The sequence below is a fragment of the Pseudomonas sp. SL4(2022) genome, assembly GCF_026625725.1.
In the GTDB taxonomy this organism is placed as follows: Bacteria; Pseudomonadota; Gammaproteobacteria; order Pseudomonadales; family Pseudomonadaceae; genus Aquipseudomonas.
On record NZ_CP113060.1, the window covers coordinates 1 to 23,200 of the forward strand.

18 protein-coding genes, 2 tRNA genes and 2 rRNA genes are annotated in these 23,200 nt (G+C 58.9%); 5 read left to right on the forward strand and 17 right to left on the reverse strand.

The features are described from left to right. Positions 1-115 precede the first annotated feature (115 nt). The 12 genes from OU997_RS00005 to OU997_RS00060 form a co-directional block, all read right to left on the reverse strand. Positions 116-3,006: ribosomal RNA gene (locus OU997_RS00005) — 23S ribosomal RNA — on the reverse strand. Positions 3,007-3,248: 242 nt separating this feature from the next. Further along, positions 3,249-3,324: transfer RNA gene (locus tag OU997_RS00010), tRNA-Ala, on the reverse strand. Between the two features lie 31 nt (positions 3,325-3,355). Then, positions 3,356-3,432, reverse strand: a tRNA-Ile gene (locus tag OU997_RS00015). 65 nt (positions 3,433-3,497) lie between these two features. After that, positions 3,498-5,033, reverse strand: a 16S ribosomal RNA gene (locus OU997_RS00020). The 16S and 23S rRNA genes sit together here with 2 tRNA genes alongside, the layout of an rRNA operon. A 690-nt stretch (positions 5,034-5,723) precedes the next feature. After that, positions 5,724-6,518: a transglutaminase family protein gene (locus tag OU997_RS00025; RefSeq protein WP_108490346.1), complete on the reverse strand. Its 795-nt coding sequence runs from the start codon at positions 6,516-6,518 to the stop codon at positions 5,724-5,726. Further along, the gene (locus tag OU997_RS00030) at positions 6,515-7,465 is read right to left on the reverse strand and encodes an alpha-E domain-containing protein (RefSeq protein WP_108490345.1); all 951 of its coding nucleotides are present in this window, start codon (positions 7,463-7,465) and stop codon (positions 6,515-6,517) included. Before OU997_RS00030 ends, OU997_RS00025 begins: the two co-directional genes overlap by 4 nt. Positions 7,466-7,467: 2 nt before the next feature. Further along, positions 7,468-8,877, reverse strand: a complete 1,410-nt coding sequence (locus OU997_RS00035; protein ID WP_267808429.1) for a circularly permuted type 2 ATP-grasp protein — start codon at positions 8,875-8,877, stop codon at positions 7,468-7,470. Between the two features lie 251 nt (positions 8,878-9,128). Next, positions 9,129-9,836, reverse strand: a complete 708-nt coding sequence (locus tag OU997_RS00040) for a type 1 glutamine amidotransferase (RefSeq protein WP_267808430.1) — start codon at positions 9,834-9,836, stop codon at positions 9,129-9,131. 176 nt (positions 9,837-10,012) lie between these two features. Continuing rightward, entirely contained in the window at positions 10,013-10,348 is a 336-nt protein-coding gene (locus OU997_RS00045; RefSeq protein WP_108490342.1) for a ribonuclease E inhibitor RraB, read from the reverse strand. A 315-nt stretch (positions 10,349-10,663) separates the two neighbouring features. Beyond that, positions 10,664-11,425, reverse strand: a complete 762-nt coding sequence (locus OU997_RS00050) for an SDR family oxidoreductase (protein ID WP_267808433.1) — start codon at positions 11,423-11,425, stop codon at positions 10,664-10,666. Next, positions 11,425-12,354 (reverse strand): alpha/beta hydrolase, encoded by a 930-nt coding sequence (locus tag OU997_RS00055; RefSeq protein ID WP_267808435.1) that lies wholly within the window; start codon positions 12,352-12,354, stop codon positions 11,425-11,427. Before OU997_RS00055 ends, OU997_RS00050 begins: the two co-directional genes overlap by 1 nt. Continuing rightward, entirely contained in the window at positions 12,338-13,813 is a 1,476-nt protein-coding gene (locus tag OU997_RS00060) for a flavin-containing monooxygenase (RefSeq protein ID WP_267808436.1), read from the reverse strand. Before OU997_RS00060 ends, OU997_RS00055 begins: the two co-directional genes overlap by 17 nt. Before the next feature lie 122 nt (positions 13,814-13,935). Here OU997_RS00060 and OU997_RS00065 point away from each other — a divergent pair, with 122 nt between their 5' ends. The 4 genes from OU997_RS00065 (at position 13,936) to OU997_RS00080 (ending at position 18,233) form a co-directional block, all read left to right on the forward strand. Then, positions 13,936-14,955, forward strand: a complete 1,020-nt coding sequence (locus OU997_RS00065) for an AraC family transcriptional regulator (protein WP_420713266.1) — start codon at positions 13,936-13,938, stop codon at positions 14,953-14,955. 1,044 nt (positions 14,956-15,999) lie between these two features. Next, positions 16,000-16,539 carry a methyl-accepting chemotaxis protein gene (locus OU997_RS20895; protein WP_371920665.1) on the forward strand — a complete coding sequence of 180 codons (540 nt, stop codon included), beginning with the start codon at positions 16,000-16,002 and terminating at the stop codon, positions 16,537-16,539. Positions 16,540-16,846: 307 nt separating this feature from the next. Next, entirely contained in the window at positions 16,847-17,731 is an 885-nt protein-coding gene (locus OU997_RS00075) for a DNA-3-methyladenine glycosylase family protein (RefSeq protein WP_267808440.1), read from the forward strand. Between the two features lie 4 nt (positions 17,732-17,735). After that, positions 17,736-18,233 carry a methylated-DNA--[protein]-cysteine S-methyltransferase gene (locus tag OU997_RS00080; protein ID WP_267808443.1) on the forward strand — a complete coding sequence of 166 codons (498 nt, stop codon included), beginning with the start codon at positions 17,736-17,738 and terminating at the stop codon, positions 18,231-18,233. 1 nt (position 18,234) lies between these two features. Here OU997_RS00080 and OU997_RS00085 read toward each other — a convergent pair whose 3' ends face one another. The 5 genes from OU997_RS00085 to aroC all read right to left on the reverse strand — a co-directional run bounded on the left by OU997_RS00085 (position 18,235) and on the right by aroC (position 21,981). Beyond that, entirely contained in the window at positions 18,235-18,765 is a 531-nt protein-coding gene (locus tag OU997_RS00085) for a histidine phosphatase family protein (RefSeq protein WP_267808444.1), read from the reverse strand. Positions 18,766-18,791: 26 nt separating this feature from the next. Next, a complete protein-coding gene (locus OU997_RS00090) occupies positions 18,792-18,983 on the reverse strand; it encodes a PLDc N-terminal domain-containing protein (protein ID WP_108486280.1) in 192 nt (63 codons plus the stop codon). Positions 18,984-19,055: 72 nt separating this feature from the next. Further along, entirely contained in the window at positions 19,056-19,604 is a 549-nt protein-coding gene (locus OU997_RS00095; protein WP_108486281.1) for an acireductone dioxygenase, read from the reverse strand. A 45-nt stretch (positions 19,605-19,649) separates the two neighbouring features. Beyond that, positions 19,650-20,801, reverse strand: a complete 1,152-nt coding sequence (locus tag OU997_RS00100) for an MFS transporter (RefSeq protein ID WP_108486336.1) — start codon at positions 20,799-20,801, stop codon at positions 19,650-19,652. A gap of 88 nt (positions 20,802-20,889) precedes the next feature. Further along, complete coding sequence (gene aroC / locus OU997_RS00105; protein WP_108486282.1) at positions 20,890-21,981, reverse strand: chorismate synthase; 1,092 nt, start codon at positions 21,979-21,981, stop codon at positions 20,890-20,892. A gap of 162 nt (positions 21,982-22,143) precedes the next feature. Between aroC and OU997_RS00110 the strand changes: the two genes are divergently transcribed. After that, positions 22,144-23,139 (forward strand): alpha/beta hydrolase, encoded by a 996-nt coding sequence (locus OU997_RS00110; RefSeq protein WP_267808447.1) that lies wholly within the window; start codon positions 22,144-22,146, stop codon positions 23,137-23,139. The last annotated feature ends 61 nt before the right edge of the window (positions 23,140-23,200 follow it).

Genomic DNA, 23,200 nt, shown 5'->3' on the forward strand with positions numbered 1-23,200 from the left:
GTCGCGAGACGCTATCCCGAATTGGGTATGTGATGTCTTGGTTTGTAGTTGAGCAAATTTTCGGCTGTTGCAGTCTTCATAGAGACACACAAACATCAAATTGTTTGGGTGTTATATGGTCAAGCCTCACGGGCAATTAGTATTGGTTAGCTCAACGCCTCACAGCGCTTACACACCCAACCTATCAACGTCGTAGTCTTCGACGGCCCTTTAGGGAACTCAAGGTTCCAGTGAGATCTCATCTTGAGGCAAGTTTCCCGCTTAGATGCTTTCAGCGGTTATCTTTTCCGAACATAGCTACCCGGCAATGCCACTGGCGTGACAACCGGAACACCAGAGGTTCGTCCACTCCGGTCCTCTCGTACTAGGAGCAGCCCCTCTCAAATCTCAAACGTCCACGGCAGATAGGGACCGAACTGTCTCACGACGTTCTAAACCCAGCTCGCGTACCACTTTAAATGGCGAACAGCCATACCCTTGGGACCGGCTTCAGCCCCAGGATGTGATGAGCCGACATCGAGGTGCCAAACACCGCCGTCGATATGAACTCTTGGGCGGTATCAGCCTGTTATCCCCGGAGTACCTTTTATCCGTTGAGCGATGGCCCTTCCATACAGAACCACCGGATCACTAAGACCTACTTTCGTACCTGCTCGACGTGTCTGTCTCGCAGTCAAGCGCGCTTTTGCCTTTATACTCTACGACCGATTTCCGACCGGTCTGAGCGCACCTTCGTACTCCTCCGTTACTCTTTAGGAGGAGACCGCCCCAGTCAAACTACCCACCATACACTGTCCTCGATCCGGATAACGGACCAGAGTTAGAACCTCAAGGTTGCCAGGGTGGTATTTCAAGGATGGCTCCACGCGAACTGGCGTCCACGCTTCAAAGCCTCCCACCTATCCTACACAAGCAAACTCAAAGTCCAGTGCAAAGCTATAGTAAAGGTTCACGGGGTCTTTCCGTCTAGCCGCGGATACACTGCATCTTCACAGCGATTTCAATTTCACTGAGTCTCGGGTGGAGACAGCGCCGCCATCGTTACGCCATTCGTGCAGGTCGGAACTTACCCGACAAGGAATTTCGCTACCTTAGGACCGTTATAGTTACGGCCGCCGTTTACCGGGGCTTCGATCAAGAGCTTCGCGTTAGCTAACCCCATCAATTAACCTTCCGGCACCGGGCAGGCGTCACACCCTATACGTCCACTTTCGTGTTTGCAGAGTGCTGTGTTTTTAATAAACAGTCGCAGCGGCCTGGTATCTTCGACCGGCATGGGCTTACGTAGTAAATACTTCACCCTCACCGGCGCACCTTCTCCCGAAGTTACGGTGCCATTTTGCCTAGTTCCTTCACCCGAGTTCTCTCAAGCGCCTTGGTATTCTCTACCTAACCACCTGTGTCGGTTTGGGGTACGGTTCCTAATTACCTGAAGCTTAGAAGCTTTTCCTGGAAGCATGGCATCAACCACTTCGTCATCTAAAAGATAACTCGTCATCAGTTCTCGGCCTTGATTTCCCGGATTTACCTAAGAAATCAGCCTACCACCTTAAACACGGACAACCAACGCCGTGCTGGCCTAGCCTTCTCCGTCCCTCCATCGCAGTAATTAGAAGTACGGGAATATTAACCCGTTTCCCATCGACTACGCATTTCTGCCTCGCCTTAGGGGCCGACTCACCCTGCGTCGATTAACGTTGCGCAGGAAACCTTGGTCTTTCGGCGTGGGAGTTTTTCACTCCCATTGTCGTTACTCATGTCAGCATTCGCACTTCTGATACCTCCAGCAAGCTTCTCAACTCACCTTCACAGGCTTACAGAACGCTCCTCTACCGCTCAACTTACGTTGAACCCGTAGCTTCGGTGTATGGTTTGAGCCCCGTTACATCTTCCGCGCAGGCCGACTCGACTAGTGAGCTATTACGCTTTCTTTAAAGGGTGGCTGCTTCTAAGCCAACCTCCTAGCTGTCTAAGCCTTCCCACATCGTTTCCCACTTAACCATAACTTTGGGACCTTAGCTGACGGTCTGGGTTGTTTCCCTTTTCACGACGGACGTTAGCACCCGCCGTGTGTCTCCCGTGCTGACACTTGCTGGTATTCGGAGTTTGCATCGGTTTGGTAAGTCGGGATGACCCCCTAGCCGAAACAGTGCTCTACCCCCAGCAGTGATACACGAGGCGCTACCTAAATAGCTTTCGAGGAGAACCAGCTATCTCCGAGCTTGATTAGCCTTTCACTCCGATCCACAGGTCATCCGCTAACTTTTCAACGGTAGTCGGTTCGGTCCTCCAGTCAGTGTTACCTAACCTTCAACCTGCCCATGGATAGATCGCCCGGTTTCGGGTCTATACCCAGCGACTAAACGCCCTATTAAGACTCGCTTTCGCTACGCCTCCCCTATTCGGTTAAGCTCGCCACTGAATATAAGTCGCTGACCCATTATACAAAAGGTACGCAGTCACCCAACAAAGTGGGCTCCCACTGCTTGTACGCATACGGTTTCAGGATCTATTTCACTCCCCTCTCCGGGGTTCTTTTCGCCTTTCCCTCACGGTACTAGTTCACTATCGGTCAGTCAGTAGTATTTAGCCTTGGAGGATGGTCCCCCCATATTCAGACAAAGTTTCTCGTGCTCCGTCCTACTCGATTTCATTGATAAGAGAATTTCGTGTACGGGGCTATCACCCACTACGGCGGCACTTTCCAGAGCCTTCCACTATTCTCAAATCAACTTAAGGGCTAGTCCCCGTTCGCTCGCCACTACTAAGGGAATCTCGGTTGATTTCTTTTCCTCAGGGTACTTAGATGTTTCAGTTCCCCTGGTTCGCCTTACACACCTATGTATTCAGTGTGTAATAACCAGCTTATGCTGGCTGGGTTCCCCCATTCAGAGATCTCCGGATCAAAGTCTGTTTGCCGACTCCCCGGAGCTTATCGCAGGCTACAACGTCTTTCATCGCCTCTGACTGCCAAGGCATCCACCGTATGCGCTTCTTCACTTGACCATATAACCCCAAGCAATCTGGTTATTGTCTCTAACGTGAAGACGACATTCGCCGAAAATTTGCAATTGAGAACTACAAATTTCACCTTGACCAGATTAATTACCAGTGAAAGTAATCAATCAGTCACTTCTATCACATACCCAAATTTTTAAAGAACGATTTGTTACTGGTCAAAGACCAGAAATCAACATTCATCTGACAAGCAGGAACGTTCATTTCTGAACTCTAAACGAGACTGTGTATGGTGGAGCCAAGCGGGATCGAACCGCTGACCTCCTGCGTGCAAGGCAGGCGCTCTCCCAGCTGAGCTATGGCCCCATATTCTTACAAGGCCAAACCCCACAACAATTGGTGGGTCTGGGCAGATTCGAACTGCCGACCTCACCCTTATCAGGGGTGCGCTCTAACCAACTGAGCTACAGACCCAATCGTCTTTCTCAATGAATCAAGCAATTCGTGTGGGAACTTATGAAGAAGCTGAAGTCTTCGATTAAGGAGGTGATCCAGCCGCAGGTTCCCCTACGGCTACCTTGTTACGACTTCACCCCAGTCATGAATCACACCGTGGTAACCGTCCCCCTTGCGGTTAGACTAGCTACTTCTGGTGCAACCCACTCCCATGGTGTGACGGGCGGTGTGTACAAGGCCCGGGAACGTATTCACCGTGACATTCTGATTCACGATTACTAGCGATTCCGACTTCACGCAGTCGAGTTGCAGACTGCGATCCGGACTACGATCGGTTTTATGGGATTAGCTCCACCTCGCGGCTTGGCAACCCTTTGTACCGACCATTGTAGCACGTGTGTAGCCCTGGCCGTAAGGGCCATGATGACTTGACGTCATCCCCACCTTCCTCCGGTTTGTCACCGGCAGTCTCCTTAGAGTTCCCACCCGAGGTGCTGGTAACTAAGGACAAGGGTTGCGCTCGTTACGGGACTTAACCCAACATCTCACGACACGAGCTGACGACAGCCATGCAGCACCTGTGTCTGAGTTCCCGAAGGCACCAATCTATCTCTAGAAAGTTCTCAGCATGTCAAGGCCAGGTAAGGTTCTTCGCGTTGCTTCGAATTAAACCACATGCTCCACCGCTTGTGCGGGCCCCCGTCAATTCATTTGAGTTTTAACCTTGCGGCCGTACTCCCCAGGCGGTCAACTTAATGCGTTAGCTGCGCCACTAAAATCTCAAGGATTCCAACGGCTAGTTGACATCGTTTACGGCGTGGACTACCAGGGTATCTAATCCTGTTTGCTCCCCACGCTTTCGCACCTCAGTGTCAGTATCAGTCCAGGTGGTCGCCTTCGCCACTGGTGTTCCTTCCTATATCTACGCATTTCACCGCTACACAGGAAATTCCACCACCCTCTACCGTACTCTAGCTCAGCAGTTTTGAAAGCAGTTCCCAGGTTGAGCCCGGGGATTTCACTTCCAACTTACTGAACCACCTACGCGCGCTTTACGCCCAGTAATTCCGATTAACGCTTGCACCCTTCGTATTACCGCGGCTGCTGGCACGAAGTTAGCCGGTGCTTATTCTGTCGGTAACGTCAAAACAATAACGTATTAGGTTACTGCCCTTCCTCCCAACTTAAAGTGCTTTACAATCCGAAGACCTTCTTCACACACGCGGCATGGCTGGATCAGGCTTTCGCCCATTGTCCAATATTCCCCACTGCTGCCTCCCGTAGGAGTCTGGACCGTGTCTCAGTTCCAGTGTGACTGATCATCCTCTCAGACCAGTTACGGATCGTCGCCTTGGTGAGCCATTACCTCACCAACTAGCTAATCCGACCTAGGCTCATCTAATGGCGCGAGGTCCGAAGATCCCCCGCTTTCTCCCGTAGGACGTATGCGGTATTAGCGTCCGTTTCCGAACGTTATCCCCCACCACTAGGCAGATTCCTAGGCATTACTCACCCGTCCGCCGCTCTCAAGAGAAGCAAGCTTCTCTCTACCGCTCGACTTGCATGTGTTAGGCCTGCCGCCAGCGTTCAATCTGAGCCATGATCAAACTCTTCAGTTCAATACTGCTTGGGTTTTGAGAAAACCCTAAACTTGGCTCAGCAATCGCAAAACTTTCAATTTAATGAAAGGTAACTCTCGAATTAACGAGTGTTGCTTTGTGATGCTGATAATCTTGCGACTAACAGTCTTACCTCACAAGCACCCACACGAATTGCTTGATTCAGTTGTTAAAGAGCGGTTGGTTAAGTCTTTCGTCTCAACCGAGGCGCGCATTCTACAGCAGCCTCATTCTCCGTCAAGCGATTTCGAAAATTTCTTTTCAATCTCAACCACTTGCGCTTTCGATCAACACCTAGCTTCTCGTCAGCGGGAGGCGAATTCTACAGCGTTTAAAACCACTGTCAACATCCTCTTTTACCGCTTCCGATCACCTCGACCGAACCCTTCAGACTCAAACATCACCCCTGAAGAGAAGGCGCATTCTACGCAGCTTTCACTGCTTTGCAACCCCTTATTTAAATCTAACTTCTTGTTTTATAAGAAGTTTAAGGAGCCGCATGTGCCTTAAGAGCTGCGCATTATAGGGACTCAAACCCTGAGGTCAACTGATTGTTTCATATTTGTTTCGCCGACACGGCAGCCACTGCGAACAGAACCAAGCACCGCACCGCCTGCAGATACGACAAAGCCGTTGAAGCTTGCGCTTCAACGGCTTTGTCGTGCCATTTGTCTACTCACTGCCTTCTTATTACTGCTGGACACAACTCATCGGGGCCACTTCGACACGTGCATACATCTGCTCGGCGCCGCCACCCCGTCGCATACCGCGTACCGGGCAGGCATCTAGATAATCCAGGCCCATGGCTAATTTCAAGTGGCGCTCCGGCTTGGCCAAGCAGTTGGTCACATCAAAGCTGTACCAGGCATCGTCCAGCCAGGCTTCAGTCCAGGCGTGACTGGCCAGGTGGTCTTCGCTGTCGGTAAACAGGTAACCCGAGACATAGCGCGCCGGAATGCCCAAGCTGCGCGTGCAGGCCAGAAAGGCATGCGCGTGATCCTGGCAGACGCCCTTGCCGCCGGCAAAGGCTTCAGCAGCGCTGGTGTCCACCGCCGTGCTGCCTGGTAGATAGCTGATATGTGCATTGAGGGCGTGCATCAGATCAATCAGGCCGGTGCGGTCGTGGCGGTTTTTGCTTTGCAGCTTGGCAAATTCACGCAGGGCTTCGTCGGCTTCGGTGAGGCGGGTGAAGCGCAGAAACGGCAGCGCCGACTGACTTTCGTGTTCGGCCTCACGGGTTTCGTCGATCTCGACCTGACCACGGGCACCGATCACGATGGACTCATGCGGCTCGTCCATGGTCAGCACATGAAGAATATTGCCGTAGGGGTCGATCTGGGCGCGCACCGGGCGTGGCAGGGTCAACTCCCAGCTGAGCACCTGCTGACGCTCGCTGTCGTGCGGCGTCATGCGCAGGTACTGGATGCTGGTGCGCACCTGGTCTTCATAGTGGTAGGTAGTGTCGTGGCTGATGGACAGTCTCATGCGACCTCCAGGTAGGACGTTTGGATGGCTTGGCCTAACTGGCGAACCAGCAGGATGAAATCGGTGAGCCAGGCGTGCAGGCCCTCGTCGAGTACTTCTTCGATGCTGGTGTAGCGCAGCCGCGCTTCCAGTTCGGCGGCAAGGCGCTGGGCCGGGCGGCCGTTGTCGCCGGGCAGGCTGGCGAGCATCAGGCTCAGTTCGTCCATGCAGGCACGTAACGAGCGTGGTACGTCGGCGCGTAGCAACAGCAGTTCGGAGACTTTGCGCGTACCGGGCGAGCCGCGGTAGATCTCGGCAAACGCCTCGAATGATGACAAAGCACGCAGCAGCGCAGTCCATTGGTAATAGCTGCGTGCCGGGCGGCCGTCGACTTCATCGATGTCTTCGCCGAGCATTTCATAGCGCGCGTCAAGCAGACGCAGGGTGTTGTCAGCGCGCTCGATAAAGGTACCGAGGCGAATAAAGCGATACGGGTCGCCGCGCATGATGGTGCCAAAGGTGGCGCCACGGAACAGGTGCGAGCGCTCCTTGACCCATTCGCAGAAGCGGCTGATGCCATAACGGCTCAAGCCTTGTTCGGCAATACCGCGAATTTCCAGCCAGGTGGCGTTGATGTTTTCCCACATGTCGGCGGTGATCCGCCCACGCACAGCATGGGCGTTGCTGCGCGCGGCCTGCAGGCAGCAGTAGATGCTCGCAGGGTTGGTCGCATCAAGGGCAAAAAAATGCAGCATGCGTTCGGCGTGCAGCGGGCCGTGGCGCTCCAGGTAATCATCCAGGGTGCCGGTAATCAGCAGCGGTAGGGCCAGCTCTTCCAGGCCATCGCCGCGGCCGTCCTGCGGCATCAGCGACAGCGAATAGCTGACTTCAAGCATGCGCGCGAGGTTTTCCGCGCGCTCCAGGTAGCGCGACATCCAGTACAGATCAGAGGCAGTTCTTGAAAGCATGATTAGTCCTCCACCACCCAGGTGTCTTTGGTACCGCCACCCTGAGACGAGTTGACCACCAGCGAACCTTCGCGCAGCGCGACACGGGTAAGGCCGCCGGGGACGATGCGGGTTTCCTTGCCGGACAGGACAAACGGCCGCAAGTCGATATGGCGTGGCGCGATGCCGCGCTCAACAAAGGTCGGGCAGGTTGACAGGCACAGGGTCGGCTGGGCGATGTAGGCCTCGGGCCGGGCAATCAGGCGGGCGCGGAAGTCTTCGATCTCGGCCTTGGTGGCTGCCGGGCCAACCAGCATGCCGTAGCCGCCGGAGCCCTGGGTTTCCTTGACCACCAAGTGCTCCAGGTTGGCCAGCACGTGCGACAACTCAGCAGGTTTGCGGCACTGGAAGGTCGGCACGTTCTTCAGGATTGGCTCTTCACTGAGGTAGAAGCGAATCATGTCGTCGACATAGGGGTAGATCGATTTGTCGTCCGCCACACCGGTGCCGATGGCGTTGGCCAGCACCACGTTGCCGCTGCGGTAGCAGGCCAGCAGACCGGGCACACCGAGCATGGAGTCCGGGTTAAAGGCCAGCGGGTCGAGGAACGCGTCGTCGAGGCGTCGATAAACCACGTCCACCTGCTTGGCCCCAGACGTGGTGCGCATAAACAACTTGTCGTCACGCACAAACAAATCCGCGCCTTCGACCAGCTCCACGCCCATTTCGCGGGCCAGGAAGGCGTGCTCAAAGTAGGCGCTGTTGAAGCGTCCCGGCGTCAGCACCACAACGTTGGGGTTATCCAGCGGACTGGAGGACTTCAGCGTGTCAAGCAGCAGGTTCGGGTAGTGATCAATCGGCGCCACACGCTGGGCGGCGAACAGCTCGGGGAACAGACGCATCATCATCTTGCGGTCTTCGAGCATGTAGCTGACGCCGCTGGGCGTGCGCAGGTTGTCCTCCAGCACGTAGTAGCTGCCATCGCCATCGCGCACCAGATCAACCCCAGCGATGTGAGCATAGAGGTCGCGGTGCAGATTGAGGCCCTGCATGGCGATCTGGTAACCCTCGTTGGCCAGCACCTGCTCGGCGGGAATGATGCCGGCTTTGATGATGCGCTGGTCGTGGTAGAGGTCGGCGAGGAACATGTTCAGCGCCTGCACCCGTTGGATGCAGCCACGCTCAACCATGCGCCACTCAGTGGCGGGGATGCTGCGCGGGATGATGTCGAAGGGAATCAGTCGCTCAGTGCCCTGATCATCGCCATACAGGGTGAAGGTGATGCCGGCACGGTGGAACAGCAGATCGGCTTCACGGCGGCGCTGAGCCAGCAGTTCATCCGGGGTATCTGCCAACCAGCGGGCAAAGGCTTGGTAGTGCGGGCGGACAGCGCCACTCGCGTCGTACATCTCGTCATAAAAGGTGCGGACCATGCCGTACTCCTTGTCACCCGGACATGGAGACAGCTTTGCAAAGCTCGCGCCATACAATAAAAATGTTTTAAATCAAAAACTTGAGTATTTAAGGCACAAGTAACGCACCAAGCAGGGGCGCAATGGTGACCACTTGGTCGCAGGGCGCGCCATTTTGAGGCGGCCAATCCGTAGGGTGGATAGCGCTCTTTTTATCCACCCTACGACAACCACCGGTGGATGGGTAAAGCGTCATCCACCCTACCCGACGTTTAGAGTCCGGCCAGTTGCAGCCAGTGGCGATAGATGCCTTCGGCTACGCGGTTCAGCTCGGCGACTTTGGCTGGCAGTTGGTCGAGCATCTGCGCCCTGCTCTGCTGGCTGGGCTGGTTTTCATCCAGCAGGTGATGCCAGTCGCCGAGCCACTGACGCACCAGGGCTTCGTCCATTTCCGGATGCCCTTGCAGGGCCAGGACTTTATCGCCCCAGGCAAACGCCTGGTTACTGCACCAGGGGCTGCTCAGCAAGGGCTGTGCACCCTCGGGGATAGCAAAGCTGTCGCCATGCCACTGGAAGATCGGGAACTGTTCGGGCAAATGCTGTAACCAGGGACTGGGCGCAACCTGATCAAGACGGGTCAGTGTCTGCCAGCCGCTTTCGGTGTAAAGCATGCGGCTGATTTCCGCGCCAAGAGCCTTGGCCAACAACTGGCCACCCAGGCAGTGGCCGATCAGCGGAATATCACGGCGAATAAAATGCTGCAGCGCGGCCACTTCGGTCTGCAGCCAGGGCAACGGATCGTTCACACTCATCGGCCCGCCCATGATGGCCACAGCCTTAGGCCGGTCGAGGTCAATGCCCTCTAGCTCGCCGAGGTCAGCGCGCAGCACTCTATAAAAATGGCCAGCCTGCTCCAGCACCTTGCCCAGGTGAGCCGGCGGACAGTAATCAATGTGGGTAAAAATCAGGATATCGGTCATGCACCAAGTCTGAAGCAAAGTGCAGGCTGGGGTCGAGGGGCGATTGGCTGGGAGCACTTTGACCAAATACAAATGATACGGGCCAGCTCATGGCTGGCCCGTGTTTGGATTGCAGAACCTGTTTACGCTCTCGCGAGCTAGAGCCATTCATGGCGCTGCGTAATAACAGCAGGTTCTCAGGGCTGCCTCACCTCCTGGGTAACGCCCCACCCATCCAGCTTACCGCCAAGCGGCGCCACGACAGACTCCAGGTCATGCTCGAAGTCATCGATGCCGTGGTATGTCGCAAACATCACTTTACTAACTTGCAGGTGCCAGACACCGTCATCACGCTCGGTCACCAGGGCGTGTAAAGACTCACCTCGAAACTTGCGGGTGGCCATGCGGGCCCGCTCCTCATCAGGGAAAAGGGCGTAGAACTCGATGGGGTGGAAGCTGGCAAAGTCGAAGCCACCCTCCTTCATCCGCCGTAAAACCCCGTTACTGACATCATCGTGCAAGGCTGTGCTCATGAAGTGACCTCCTCAGGCGATGGACAAATTTACAGGACGCTAAAGAACCAACTAGGTGTCGATACTGCAGTGCTACGACCTGATAAACGCATTCCCATTGCTACCGCAGAGTTTCGGCGGCGTCGCGGCACCGATTGCAGTGCCGCCCGAGAATCAAGCGATGTGCTGCTTGATATGTCATAAGCCAGACCTGAAACCAGGGCTGGTCAACGCAGGCTTGTTCAGAGCGAACAAGTCAGAAGCGTTACCTGCAGACTAGTCCTATCAACGCGCATTTGCCCAGCAAAAAGTTGTTTCAGCCACACATCCAGCCCATCAGTCGCGACTAAGCCAGGCCATGATGCGCCGGGTCAGCCAGGCGGGCGTCAGCTGGCCAGACCAGTACAGCAGCTTGAATTGTCGGCTGATCGGCCGGTGTACAGCACGGCTGCGGCTTTGCGCCCAGGCAGCCTGGGCAACAGCTTTAGCCTGAAGATTGACGCCCAGACGGCGCAACACCGGGGCCTGGAAGCGTTGGTTGTTGAGCATCGGCGTGCTGACAAACGGCGGCATCAGGTCACCAACACGGATGCCGTGCTTGGCCCATTCCAGATCCAGCGCCTCGGTCAGCCCGCGCACGGCGAACTTGGACGCCGAGTAACTGGCCAGATGCGGTACGCCATAGAGCCCGGATGCCGAGCCCATATTGATCACCTGGGCATCGGGCGTGGCTTTCAGATAGGGAAACGCCGCGTGGGTCATGTTCAGCAGGCCCAGCACGTTGATCTGCAGGATGCGCGCATGCTCACTTAGCTCGATGTCCTCGAAGTGCCCGCACTGCAGAACCCCAGCGCTGTTGAACAGCAGGCGCAACTGACCGCCATGCAGGGCGCAGAAGTCCGCCAGGGCGACCCTGACTGCCGCCGGGTCGGCCACATCCAGTTCGCCATGCCAGACGTTACCCAGCTCGCCGGCCAGCTTGGCCAGTGCCTGGTGATTGATATCCAACAGCCCGACCTGCCAGCCGTGTTGATGAAACAGCCTGGCCGTGGCCGCACCGATGCCCGATGCGGCGCCGGTGATCAGAATGTTGTTCATCAACAACCCCGCTCACGCAGAAAACTCACCACTTCGGCCAGGGCAAAATCCGCCGCTTTGAGCATGCCCGCATGGGCCTGGAACACGTGCCACAACTCTGGATAACGTTGCAGGCGTACATCCACACCCGCGGCCCTGGCCTTGTCGGCAAAGCGCAAGCTGTCGTTACGTAGAATCTCGTCTTCACCGACCTGGATCAACACTGGGGCCAGACCCTGCAGGTCAGCAAACTGCGGCGACAGACCCGGGTCGTCGTGGGCCAAACCCGCCGGGCAATAAAGCGCCAGCGCCTGTTCCACCCATTTGCGGTGGATCAGCGGGTCACCGGCGGGCGGCTCGTGCAGCTGCGTGCCGGTAAAGTCGGTGACCGGAGAGAAGCACACCAGCGCTGCCGGCTGCGCCAAGCCCAGGTCACGCAGACGCAGACTGGTGATCAGGCTCAGATTGCCGCCGGCCGAGTCGCCGCCGATCACAATTTGTTCGGGCTTGTAACCCAGCGTGAGCAGGTCCTGAAACGCCGCCAGCGCATCCTCACGAGCCGCTGGGTATTGGTGTTCCGGAGCCAGGCGGTAATCCAGCGCGCACACATCCATCTGCCCGCGCTTGGCCAGGTTGGAGCAGATCGCCCGGTGGGTGTTCGGCCCACCGATCAGATAAGCCCCACCATGCAAGTACAACAGCACCGTGCCCCGGCCGCTCTGCGGCTTGTGCCACTCGCAGGGCCGCCCGCCCAGGGTGCCAGTGCTGCGGGTGATACCGCGCGGCGTCGGGCTGGCCGCCGTCAGCAGGCGCAGCACCGTGCGCTGACCGGCAATCGGCATCGGCGGACGCACCAAACCACGGAACAGCAGGCGCAGGCTGGTACGCAAAACGCTGCGCAGCAACGCCTGCTCAGCGGCGGGGGCGGTAAATTCAACGGGTGCATTCATAGTCATCAAGCTCCGGGGCGCGGGTCTGCTGGCGATAGGTAAAGGTATAGCCCGGCCAGTTGTTGGTGCTTTTGCCGGAGGCGGTTTTGTACCAGCTTGAGCAGCCCTGCTCCCATATCGTTCGATGTGAGCTGGCCTGAATCTGCTGGTTGAAGCGCTGCTGCACGCTGGCCTTCACATCCAGATAACGGGCGCCTTGTTGGCGCAGCAAATCGATGCAGCCAAGCACGTAACGGAACTGACTTTCCAACATATAAATGATCGAGTTATGCCCCAGGTTGGTATTCGGCCCATAGAGGATAAACAGGTTGGGAAAACCACTGACGCTGATGCCCTTGTAGGCTTCGGCGCCGTCGCGCCAGGCCTGGTTCAACTCCTGCCCGCCGAGCCCGCGAATCTGCATCGGCGCAAGAAAATCCGTGGCGGCAAAGCCGGTGCCGTAGATCAGCACATCGCACGGGTGCTCGCGGCCATCGGCGGTGATGATGGCACGCTCACTGACGCGGCTGATCGCTTCGCTGATCACCGTCACATTGGGTTGCGCCAGTGCCGGCAGGTAGTCATTACTGATCAGAATGCGTTTGCAACCCATGGGATAATCCGGTTGCAGCTGCGCCCGCAACTGCGGGTCGCGAATATGCTGGTTGAGGTGCCGTTCGAAGCTGAAGCGAAACAGCTTCATCAGCCACGGCATGCTGATAAACGCCAAGCCGCGCACCTCGTGTTGCAGGTACTTGAGGCCACGATCGAGGCGTTGCAGCCAGGGCAGTCGGCGCATCACGGCCAGCTCCCACGGCCGGTAGGCGCGGTCCGGTTTGGCCAGCACATAGGCGGCTGAACGCTGAAACAGCTGCATCTGCGCCACCTTGGGCTGAATCTGCGGAACAAACTGAATCGCCGAGGCGCCGGTGCCAATTACCGCCACGCGCTTGCCAGAAAGATTCAGATCGTGTCGCCAGCGCGCCGAGTGAAACACCTCACCGACAAACTGCTCGACTCCCGGCAACGCCGGATAGGCAGGCTGATTGAGCTGACCACAGGCGCTGATCAGCACCTCGGCGCAGAGTTCTTCGCCATTGCTCAGGGTCACCCGCCACAGCGCTGCGACCGCATCGAAAGCGGCAGACGCCACCTCGGCATTGCAGCGAATACGCGAACGCAACTGATACTTGGCCACGCAATACAGCATGTAGCCGTGGATTTCCGTCTGGGGCGCGAACTTGCGGCTCCAGTCGGTTTTCGGCTCGAAGGAAAACGAATAGAGGTGCGACGGCACATCGCAGGCCGCTCCCGGGTAGCTGTTATCGCGCCAGGTGCCGCCGATTTCTGCGGCCTTCTCAAGGATCAGAAAATCCTCGACCCCGGCCTTCTGTAACTGAATCGCCATGCCCAGACCGCCAAAGCCGCTGCCGATAATCAGCACGCGCAAGGGCGTCTGGTTCTGGGAAGTGTTGTGCATTGTTATATCCCCAACCGCAAACAGTGCGGATAACCGGATGCTACTTGTCTGGGCCAGACCCGGTTATGGCATAGTCGGCCAATCGATTGTGACTTTCGGACAAATCAGCGGATAACTGCATGTTGGCCATTCCCTACAGCCTGCCACGACGCAGCATCACCAGTGTGCAACTGCTGACCCAGCTGGGTCTCGACCATGGTTTGAGTGTTGAGCACTGCCTGCGCGACACCGGCCTCAGCCCCCTGCAACTGGCCGAGCTGCACAGTGAAATCGAAGGGGCGCAGGAGCTGCAGCTGATCCGCAACCTGATTGAGGCTCTGCCTGATCAGGATGACCTCGGCCTGCAAGCCGGCCTGCGTTATCAACTGACCACCTATGGCATCTGGGGTTACGCCCTGCTCAGCAGCCAGAGCTTCCGCCAGGCCGCCGACCTTGGCCTGCGCTACCTCGACCTGACCTTCGCCTTCAACCGCATCACCTTGCGCGAAGACGCCAGCCAGGCGCACCTGGCGCTCGATGGCAGCCACTTGCCGGACCAGGTGCGCGATTTTCTCCTGCTGCGCGACGCCGTCGCGGTGATGGTGATTCAGCGCGAGCTAACCGGCGCCAAGATGCCCCTGAGCCAGGTGCAATTAAGCATGCCGGCGCCTGTCGATCCGACGCGTTTTATCGAGCAGTTCGGGCTGCTGCCAACGTTTGCCTGCGCAGAGAACCGCATCAGCTTTTCCCGCCACCTGCTCGACCTGCCCCTGCCCCGCGCCAACCCACACAGTGCTCAACTCTGCGAACAGCAATGCCAGGCCCTGCTGGCCAAACGTCAGGTACGCAGTGGCCTGGCCGGGCAGATTCGTGATCGTCTGTTGAGTACACCGGGACGGCTGGCAGACATGGAAGTCATTGCCAGCGAACTGAACATCAGTAGCCGCACCCTGCGTCGCCGTCTGGAAGAGCAAGGCAGCAGCTTTCGCCAGTTGCAGGAAGAAGTGCGCCAGGCTCTGGCCGAAGAACTGCTGGCCATCGCCAGCCTAAGCCAGGAGGAGATTGCCGAGCGCCTGGGCTACAGCGAGGTGTCGAATTTCCTGCATGCGTTCAAGCGCTGGAAAGGCCTCACGCCTGGACAATACCGCCAGACACTGGGCTGAATAACGCGACTGACAAGTCGTCGGGCGGCGGGCCGGATAACTGACACGTTGCCATTTCATCCGCCAAATTGGCAGTTTCCACCCTCAAGCTGGCGACCATTTGCGCCGATACTGCTGAACAATCTACTGACTGGAGTTTTCATGCGACAGGGTTTCCTTGGGCAGTTCCTGCCACATGATTTGACCGACCAGGCCAGCATCCTGTTGGCCCGCACTCTGGCCTTCAGCGCGCTGTGCAGCGTGGTGATCGGCCTGTACAGCTGCATCAAGTGGGGGCGCCTGGGCAACGATGCGCTGATGTATGGCTCGTTGCTGTTGGTCTTGGGCATGCCGCTGATGCTGCTGGTACTGCGCAGCAGTGTGCTGCCGCTAGCGGTCGCCGCGAACATGGCACTGGCGTGCATGGCCAGCTACTCGATGCTGCTGATCTACCAGCTGGGTGGTCTGCACTCGGCGCATATCTACTGGCCGGCCGTGATCATCGTCTTCGCCTACCTGCTGGCCGGTGCGCGCAGCGCCATGGTCTGGAGCCTGGTACAGGTGCTGTTCGTGTTCTGGCTGATCCGCCTGGAACGCAGCGGTGCCAGCCTGCCGGTATTTGAACTGAGCCCGCGCGATGCTGCCGTGAACACCTACTCGGGTTACATCCTGCCGGTGCTGACGGTGTGGCTGGCACAGTGGTACAGCGCGCAACTGCGTAACCAGGCCTTGGCCGATGCCGAACAGGCCCTGAGCGAATCGCGCGAGTTCGGTCAACGCGCCGCACGCAATCAGGATCAGCTCGGCGGCATCGTCGATGACGTGCGCAGCACCGCCAGCGACCTGCTGCAGATGGCCAGCCAGCTGCAACAGACCCTCGGTGGTATTCGCCAGCGTTGCCAGAGCATCGACACCAATGTGCAGCAACAGGCCGATGCCATGCAGCAACTGGACCTGGCCCTGCATGAAGTACTGGACAGCCTCGCTGACAGCACCGGCCATATGCAGCAGCTCAGCCAGGACACCCAGCACAGCAGCAGCCAGGTCAATGCCTGCGCACAGCGTATGGAGGATGCCCAGGCCAGCATGCAGGCCATCCAGCAGAGCAACCAGCGCATCGCCGAATCCATGCAGATGATCAGCGCCATCGCCCAGCAGACCAACTTGTTGGCGCTTAACGCCGCCATCGAAGCGGCCCGCGCCGGAGAGCATGGTCGCGGTTTTGCGGTGGTCGCCGATGAAGTACGCAACCTCTCGCAACGCAGCAACGAAACCGCCGACACCGTGCAGAGCGTACTCGGCCAATCGCAGCAAATCATCGACACCGGAGCCACGCAGGTCAGTGATGTCAGCCACGCATTGAGCAACAACGCCGGACTGACCGACAACCTGTCGCAGTCAATCCTGCAGCACAGTCAGGCGCTCACCCAGGCGCACCAGCAACTGCTGCACGTGCGTGACAACAGTGCCGCACAACGCGATGCCAGTCAGCGCCAGCGCGCCGCCAGTGCCGAACTGCTGGATGCCCAAGAGTCGCTGGTGCAACTTGGCCAACAGCTGGAGCAGTTATCGCATCAGCTGCATCAGCGGGTGGCCAGCGCTTAGCGCCTCCACGACCTGCTGCGCGTCGGCCCTGCGGCGTTAAAAACAGGCTCGGCTAGCCGCTTGCGGCTAACGCGCTTCAGCGCGACCCGAAGGGCGAGTGAAACGAGTAATGCCCATGTACAACAGTACGCTCCGCTTCCTCGCCTGTTTTGACCAGCCGGAGGCTGTTACTAACGTAGCGCCTTGCCGGACTCTAGCTCGCGAGGTCGTAAACAGTTGTTAAAACGAGCACATCCCGCCCTACCGGCTCCAGTTTGAAAGTCAGTTCTGCGCTGACAGCCAGCCGAACGGCGGTTATTGTTCGGCCATGAGCCCATCACCCCACACCCTGTTACTGAGCTACCAGCCGCCCTGGCAGTGGCAACAATTCCACGCGCACTTTGCCCTGCGTGCCCTAGCGGGGGTGGAAAGCCTGCAACCGCACAGTTACGCGCGCAGCGTGCACCTCGATGGCCAACATGGCTGGTTCCGCGTGCAGCCGCTGGCTGATCAGCACGCGCTGCAACTGCAGTACAGCGAATCGCTGCAGCCCTGCCTGGCGACGCTCACTGCGCGGGTCCGTACGATGTTTGATCTGGACTGCCAGCCGCAGCAGATCAGCGCGCACTTTGCCAACGATGCGCAGCTCGGGCCTCTGGTTTCACGCAATCCTGGTTTGCGTTTACCCACCGCTTTCGAGCCATTTGAACAAGCCGTGCGCGCCATTATTGGCCAGCAGGTCACGGTCAAGGCAGCGGTGACCATCACTGGCCGCCTGGTTTCCCGACTGGGCGAATCGCTGCAATTTGCCGATGCGCCCGATATTCAAAGGCTGTTCCCCAGCCCTAACGCAATCGCCGAAGCCAATCTGGAGGGCATCGGCATGCCCGGCAAACGCGTGCAGACCTTGCAGCATTTCGCTACGCAGGTAGCCAGCGGTGCTCTGCGTCTGGATTTGCAGGACGGCTATACGGCATTTATCGAACGACTCTGCGCCCTGCCCGGCATCGGCCCGTGGACGGCGGAATACATTGCGCTGCGTGCCTTTGGCGAGGTTGATGCCTTTCCTGCCAGTGACCTGGGCTTGCTCAAGGCCCCGGTGTGGGGGCCAGACGGCATCGACGCCAAACAGCTCAAGGTCCGTGCCGAAGCCTGGCGACCATGGCGCGCTTACGCCGCCGCGCACCTGTGGCACAACTACTCGGAAGGTTAAAGCGATGTTCTACCGCTACCACGACAGCCCGATTGGACGCCTGCTATTGGCCGCTGACGAAACGGGCCTGCAACAACTGCTGATGGATGTCGCTGACAAGCCCTGGCACATCGGCGAAAAATGGCGCAGCGCGGTCGATGAGCTGGATGAGGTGTGCCGGCAACTGGATGAGTATTTCGCCGGGCGGCGGCAACGCTTCGAGCTGCTGCTGGCGCCGCAAGGTACGGCGTTTCAACAAGCGGTGTGGCAGGCTTTGCAGGCCATTCCGTTTGGCCATACCAGCTGCTACAGCGACCTCGCCGCCGAGATCGCACGGCCCAAGGCCGTGCGTGCGGTCGGCGCAGCCAATGGTGCCAACCCGATTGCCATCATCATTCCCTGTCACCGGGTGATTGGCCGTGACGGCAGCCTTACCGGTTATGCCGGCGGCCTGTCACGCAAGGCGCTGCTGCTCAAACTGGAGGGCGCGCAACTGCCGGAACAGCGCTTGCTGAGCATTTAGCCTAGGGCTGAACTCGCGCCAGCACACGCGCCGGAGCCTCTAGCGGCAATGCCAGAATCAGACCCTCGCCAGACGCCGGGTAGAGGCCGGTCAGCGCGGTGATAGTGACCTGATGGGAGACCAGCACCGACGACGCACCACGCGGTTGTGCATTGATCTGCTCGATCAGCGCGACAGTTTGCTCACGGGCGGTGTTGGGCGTTTGAAAGAATGAATCCAGCGCAGGCAGCGCTTCGACTGCGCCCAAGCCCATTTCGCGGGCCGTATCCTGAGCGCGACACCAGCGGCTGCTCAGCAGACGCGCTTCAATCCACTGGCTACGCAACAACTGTCCCCAGCGCTGCGCCTGCTCACGGCCAACTTGATTGAGGTTGCGCTGGGTGCGGCAATCATTCAGCTGGAAATTCGCCGGATCACCTGTACCGGGCGCTGTGGCATGGCGCAACAGCAGCACGGCGCGACCGTCACGCAGCGCGGTCCAGGCGTGTTGATCACTGGCTTGAAGCGCGCCGCTCAGCAAGCAAAGCGCCACTAACCACGCGCCTGCCCGCCGCCTGGCTAGAACTTGACCGTGCCACGCGGCCCCAGCAATGCCCAGATGATCAGACCAATCACCGGCAACAGAGCAATCAGCAAGACCCACAGCACCTTGATACCAATCTCGGCATTACTTTTTATAACGCTGAGGATCGCCCAGACATCCAGTGCCAGAATCACCAGACCCAGTAGTCCGCTGAACATTGAGCCCATATGCTGTCTCTCCTTGGTTGGGGTGCCTAGGTAGGATAGCCGCTGCGCTGAACAGTTCAGTCGCGCCCCCTATCAGCAGTCATCCAACCCCGCGAATGTGGCGGCGAAATCACCCGCTACAGGCACAAAATCGGGGACCTTGGGGCTGTCAAACAAGCGCAAAACGGCAAAGCGCGGATGTTCACCGCCGTCAAACCAATGCGCAGTGGCGGCGGGTAACTGCACCAGGTCGCCCTTCTCGCACAGCAGGCTGTAGACGTACTCGTCGATATGCAGCGCCAGCAGGCCACGTCCAGCCAGGTAGTAATGCAGATGAGCCGGCTGACAGCGTTGCTCCGCGCGCAGGCTACGAGCCAGTTCACTGCCCTCCCCGCGCTCATCACACTGGCTCAGCACCTCGGCGCTTGCATAAGCATGCTGGGTCAGCAACTGGTCGATCTGCACCTGGCTGGCTGCCAGCAGCTCATCACTGGCTGTACCGGCCGTGACCGCCTGCTGAACAGGCAACTGACTGAACTGCACACCAACGGCAGCCAGAGTGCTGGCGATGTCTTCGACGTGAGTCAGCAGCTTGTTCGGGTACTCGGGCGAAGACTGCGGGTAGACGGTCAGGCTGCTCATGCTCAGGGCTCTCGTACAGTCGGTTTCAATTCAATAGATAGCAGCTCAGGGCCGCTCATCACGCATATAGCGTGCGGTAATCACCGCCGCCGCCAGGGCAATCAGGCTGGCGATGGCAAAGGTCCAGGCCGCGCCGAGGCTGTGCCAGCTATAACCGGAATACAACGCCCCCAATGCCCCACCGACGCCCGCCAACGCAGCATACAAGGCCTGGCCCTGGCCCTGCTGGCGATCAGCAAAGCTGCGCTGGACAAAATGCATGGCCGCCGCGTGGAAACTGCCAAAGGTTGCGGCATGCATCAACTGGGCAAACAGCAGCACCGGCAGATGCCCAGCCAGATTGCCCAGCAATAACCAGCGCACAGCGGTAATCAGAAAGCTTGCCAGCAGCACGGTACGCAGGGAATAGCGCGCCAGTAACCGGGCCATAAACATAAACAGCACGATTTCAGCCAGCACACCCAGCGCCCACAGCTGGCCGATCACCCCGCGCGAATAGCCGAGTGTTTCCAGGTGCACGCTGAGAAAGGTGTAGTACGGGCCGTTGCTCAACTGCATCAGGCCGGCGCTTAAGTAGAAGGCGAGAATCCCCGGCCGCCGAAGCTGCTGGAGAAAGCCGCCTTGATCCTGGGTATTGGGGCGCATCTGCGGCTGCGCATTGGGCACCCACCAACTGCTCAGGACGATGCCGCTCATGATCAGGATCAGCGCCCAGGGGTAGGCATCCAGGCTGAGCCGCTCGAACAGCTTGCCCAAACCGACCACCGCGACAATAAACCCAATACTGCCCCACAGACGGATCTGGCTATAGCGCGCCGCCTGCTCCTTGAGATGGGCAAAGGTGATCACTTCAAACTGCGGCAGCACCGCATGCCAGAAGAACGCATGCAGCGCCATGATCAGCGCCAGCCAGGCGTAGCTCTGGCTGACAAAGATGCCGGCGAAACACAGCAACGTACAGAGCGCACCAAAGCGCACAATGCCCAGCCGCCGGCCCGTGTGGTCACCCAGCCAACCCCAGATATTTGGCGCGATGCAGCGCATCAGCATGGGAATGGCGATCAGCTCGCCAATCCGCGCAGCAGAAAACCCCAGGTGATCGAAATACAGCGCGAGAAACGGCGCGGTGGCGCCAAGCAGCGAGAAATAGAAGAAGTAGAAACCGGACAAACGCCAGTAAGGCAATGCGCCGCTCATGGTTTGGCCGTAGCCTGGGTTGAGCAGAGCGACACCCAGGCCGCGCATTGTTGGGCTTCGCTGCGCGCAACCCAACCTACGCGGGCTGTCACAGCTGTGGCAACACCGGCGTGCTGACCCGCACCTCGGCATTCTGCGCACGGTGGCGCAGCAGATGGTCCATCAGCACGATGGCCATCATCGCCTCGGCGATTGGTGTAGCACGAATGCCCACGCACGGGTCATGACGGCCCTTGGTGATGATGTCCACCGGGTTGCCGTGGATATCGATCGAGCGCCCCGGCGTGGTGATGCTCGACGTCGGTTTGAGGGCCAGGTGGGCCACAATCGGCTGACCACTGGAGAGCCCACCGAGAATGCCGCCAGCATTGTTGGAGAGGAAACCTTCAGGGGTCATCTCGTCACGGTGCTCGGTGCCGCGCTGCGCCACGCTGGCGAAACCCGCACCGATTTCCACGCCCTTGACTGCGTTGATGCTCATCAGCGCATGGGCCAGTTCGGCGTCCAGGCGGTCGAAAATCGGCTCGCCCAGGCCGGGCATCACGCCCTCGGCAACCACGGTGATCTTCGCGCCAACTGAATCCTGATCACGGCGCAGCTGGTCCATATAGGCTTCCAACTCCGGCACCTTGTCCGGATCGGGGCTGAAGAAGGCGTTCTGTTCGACGCTGTCCCAGGTCTTGAACGGGATTTCAATCGGCCCCAGCTGGCTCATGTAGCCGCGAATCACGATGCCCTGAGTGGCCAGGTATTTCTTGGCGATGGCACCCGCGGCCACACGCATGGCGGTTTCCCGCGCCGAGCTGCGGCCACCACCGCGGTAGTCACGCACGCCGTACTTGTGGTGATAGGTGTAATCGGCGTGCGCCGGGCGGAAGGAATCCTTGATCGCCGAGTAGTCTTTGGACTTCTGGTCAGTGTTGCGGATCAGCAGGCCAATCGAGCAACCGGTGGTTTTGCCCTCGAACACCCCGGCAAGGATTTCCACCTCATCGTCTTCCTGGCGCTGCGTGGTATGCCGGCTAGTGCCGGGTTTGCGTCGGTCGAGGTCACGCTGCAGGTCTTCCAGGCTGATTTCCAGCCCCGGCGGGCAGCCATCGACAATGGCGACCAATGCCGGGCCATGGCTCTCGCCAGCGGTGGTGACAGTGAACAGCTTGCCGTAGGTATTGCCGGACATGTGCAAAACGCTCCGCGAAAATCAGCTCCGAGGCTACGCCAGCCGGCGCAATACCCCACTTGAGTAAAGGCGGCGAGTATACCCGTGGCGTTCGCCCAGATCATCCTCGAACCTTCAGGGGGGATAAACGTCCAATAGGCTCATCCCTGGCAGTTCCTTTCCATGACCCGAGTTCTTCTATTGCCACTTCTTTTCTGTAGCGCCCTGCTGCAAGCCGCCCCCGACGTCGCACAGAGCAGCACCGCGCACAGCAGCGTGCAGCACCCCATGCGCCTGCAGACAAGCCAGGGCACGCTGCAGGGCACGCTGCTCAAGCCCAGCAGCACCACGTCAGTGGCTGTGGCGCTGCTGATTGCCGGCTCAGGCCCCACCGACCGTGACGGCAACAACCCCGAAGGCGGCCAGAGCGACAGCCTCAAGCGCCTGGCGCAAAGTCTGGCCAAACAGGGCATCGCCAGCCTGCGCTATGACAAACGCGGTGTAGCCGCGAGCCGCGCCGCCACCCCGGATGAACGCGACCTCAGTGTTGAGGGGTATGTCAGCGATGCCGTGGGCTGGGCACAGCTGCTCAGGGCTGACCCGGCGTTTGACCGACTGATCCTGATCGGCCACAGCGAAGGCGCGCTGATTGCCAGCCTGGCGGCCGAGCGGGCTCAGGCCGATGCGCTGGTGGCGATTGCCGGCAGCTCCCGACCGATCGACCAACTGCTGCGTGAACAACTGGCCGCCCGCCTGCCGCCGGATCAGCTGGCACAGAGCAATCACCTGCTCGACCGCCTGCTGGGCGGGCAGCTCATGCCGCAGGTGCCCAAGTCCTTGCAAGTGCTGTTTCGCCCAAGCGTGCAGCCCTACCTGATCACCCTGCTGCAGCAAGACCCCGGCCAGGCCTTTGCCCGTTTGCAGATTCCGGCGCTGATCGTCCAAGGCAGCCACGATATTCAGGTCAGTCTCGCCGATGCCCACGCCTTGCAGGCGGCCAAGCCGGATGCCGAGTTGCTGATCATCCCCGGCATGAACCATATGCTGCGCATCAGCGCGCTGGATTTACCGGCGCAACTGGCCAGTTACAACAATCCTCGGCTACCGTTGGCACAGGGACTGGGCGAGCAGATCGCCCAGTTCATCCAGCGCAGCGGCAAAAAGCCAGCCTCCAGTTAGCCTCGCGGCAGCCGATAAGCGCATCAGGCGACACCTGAAGATGTCGCGCACAGGATCGCCA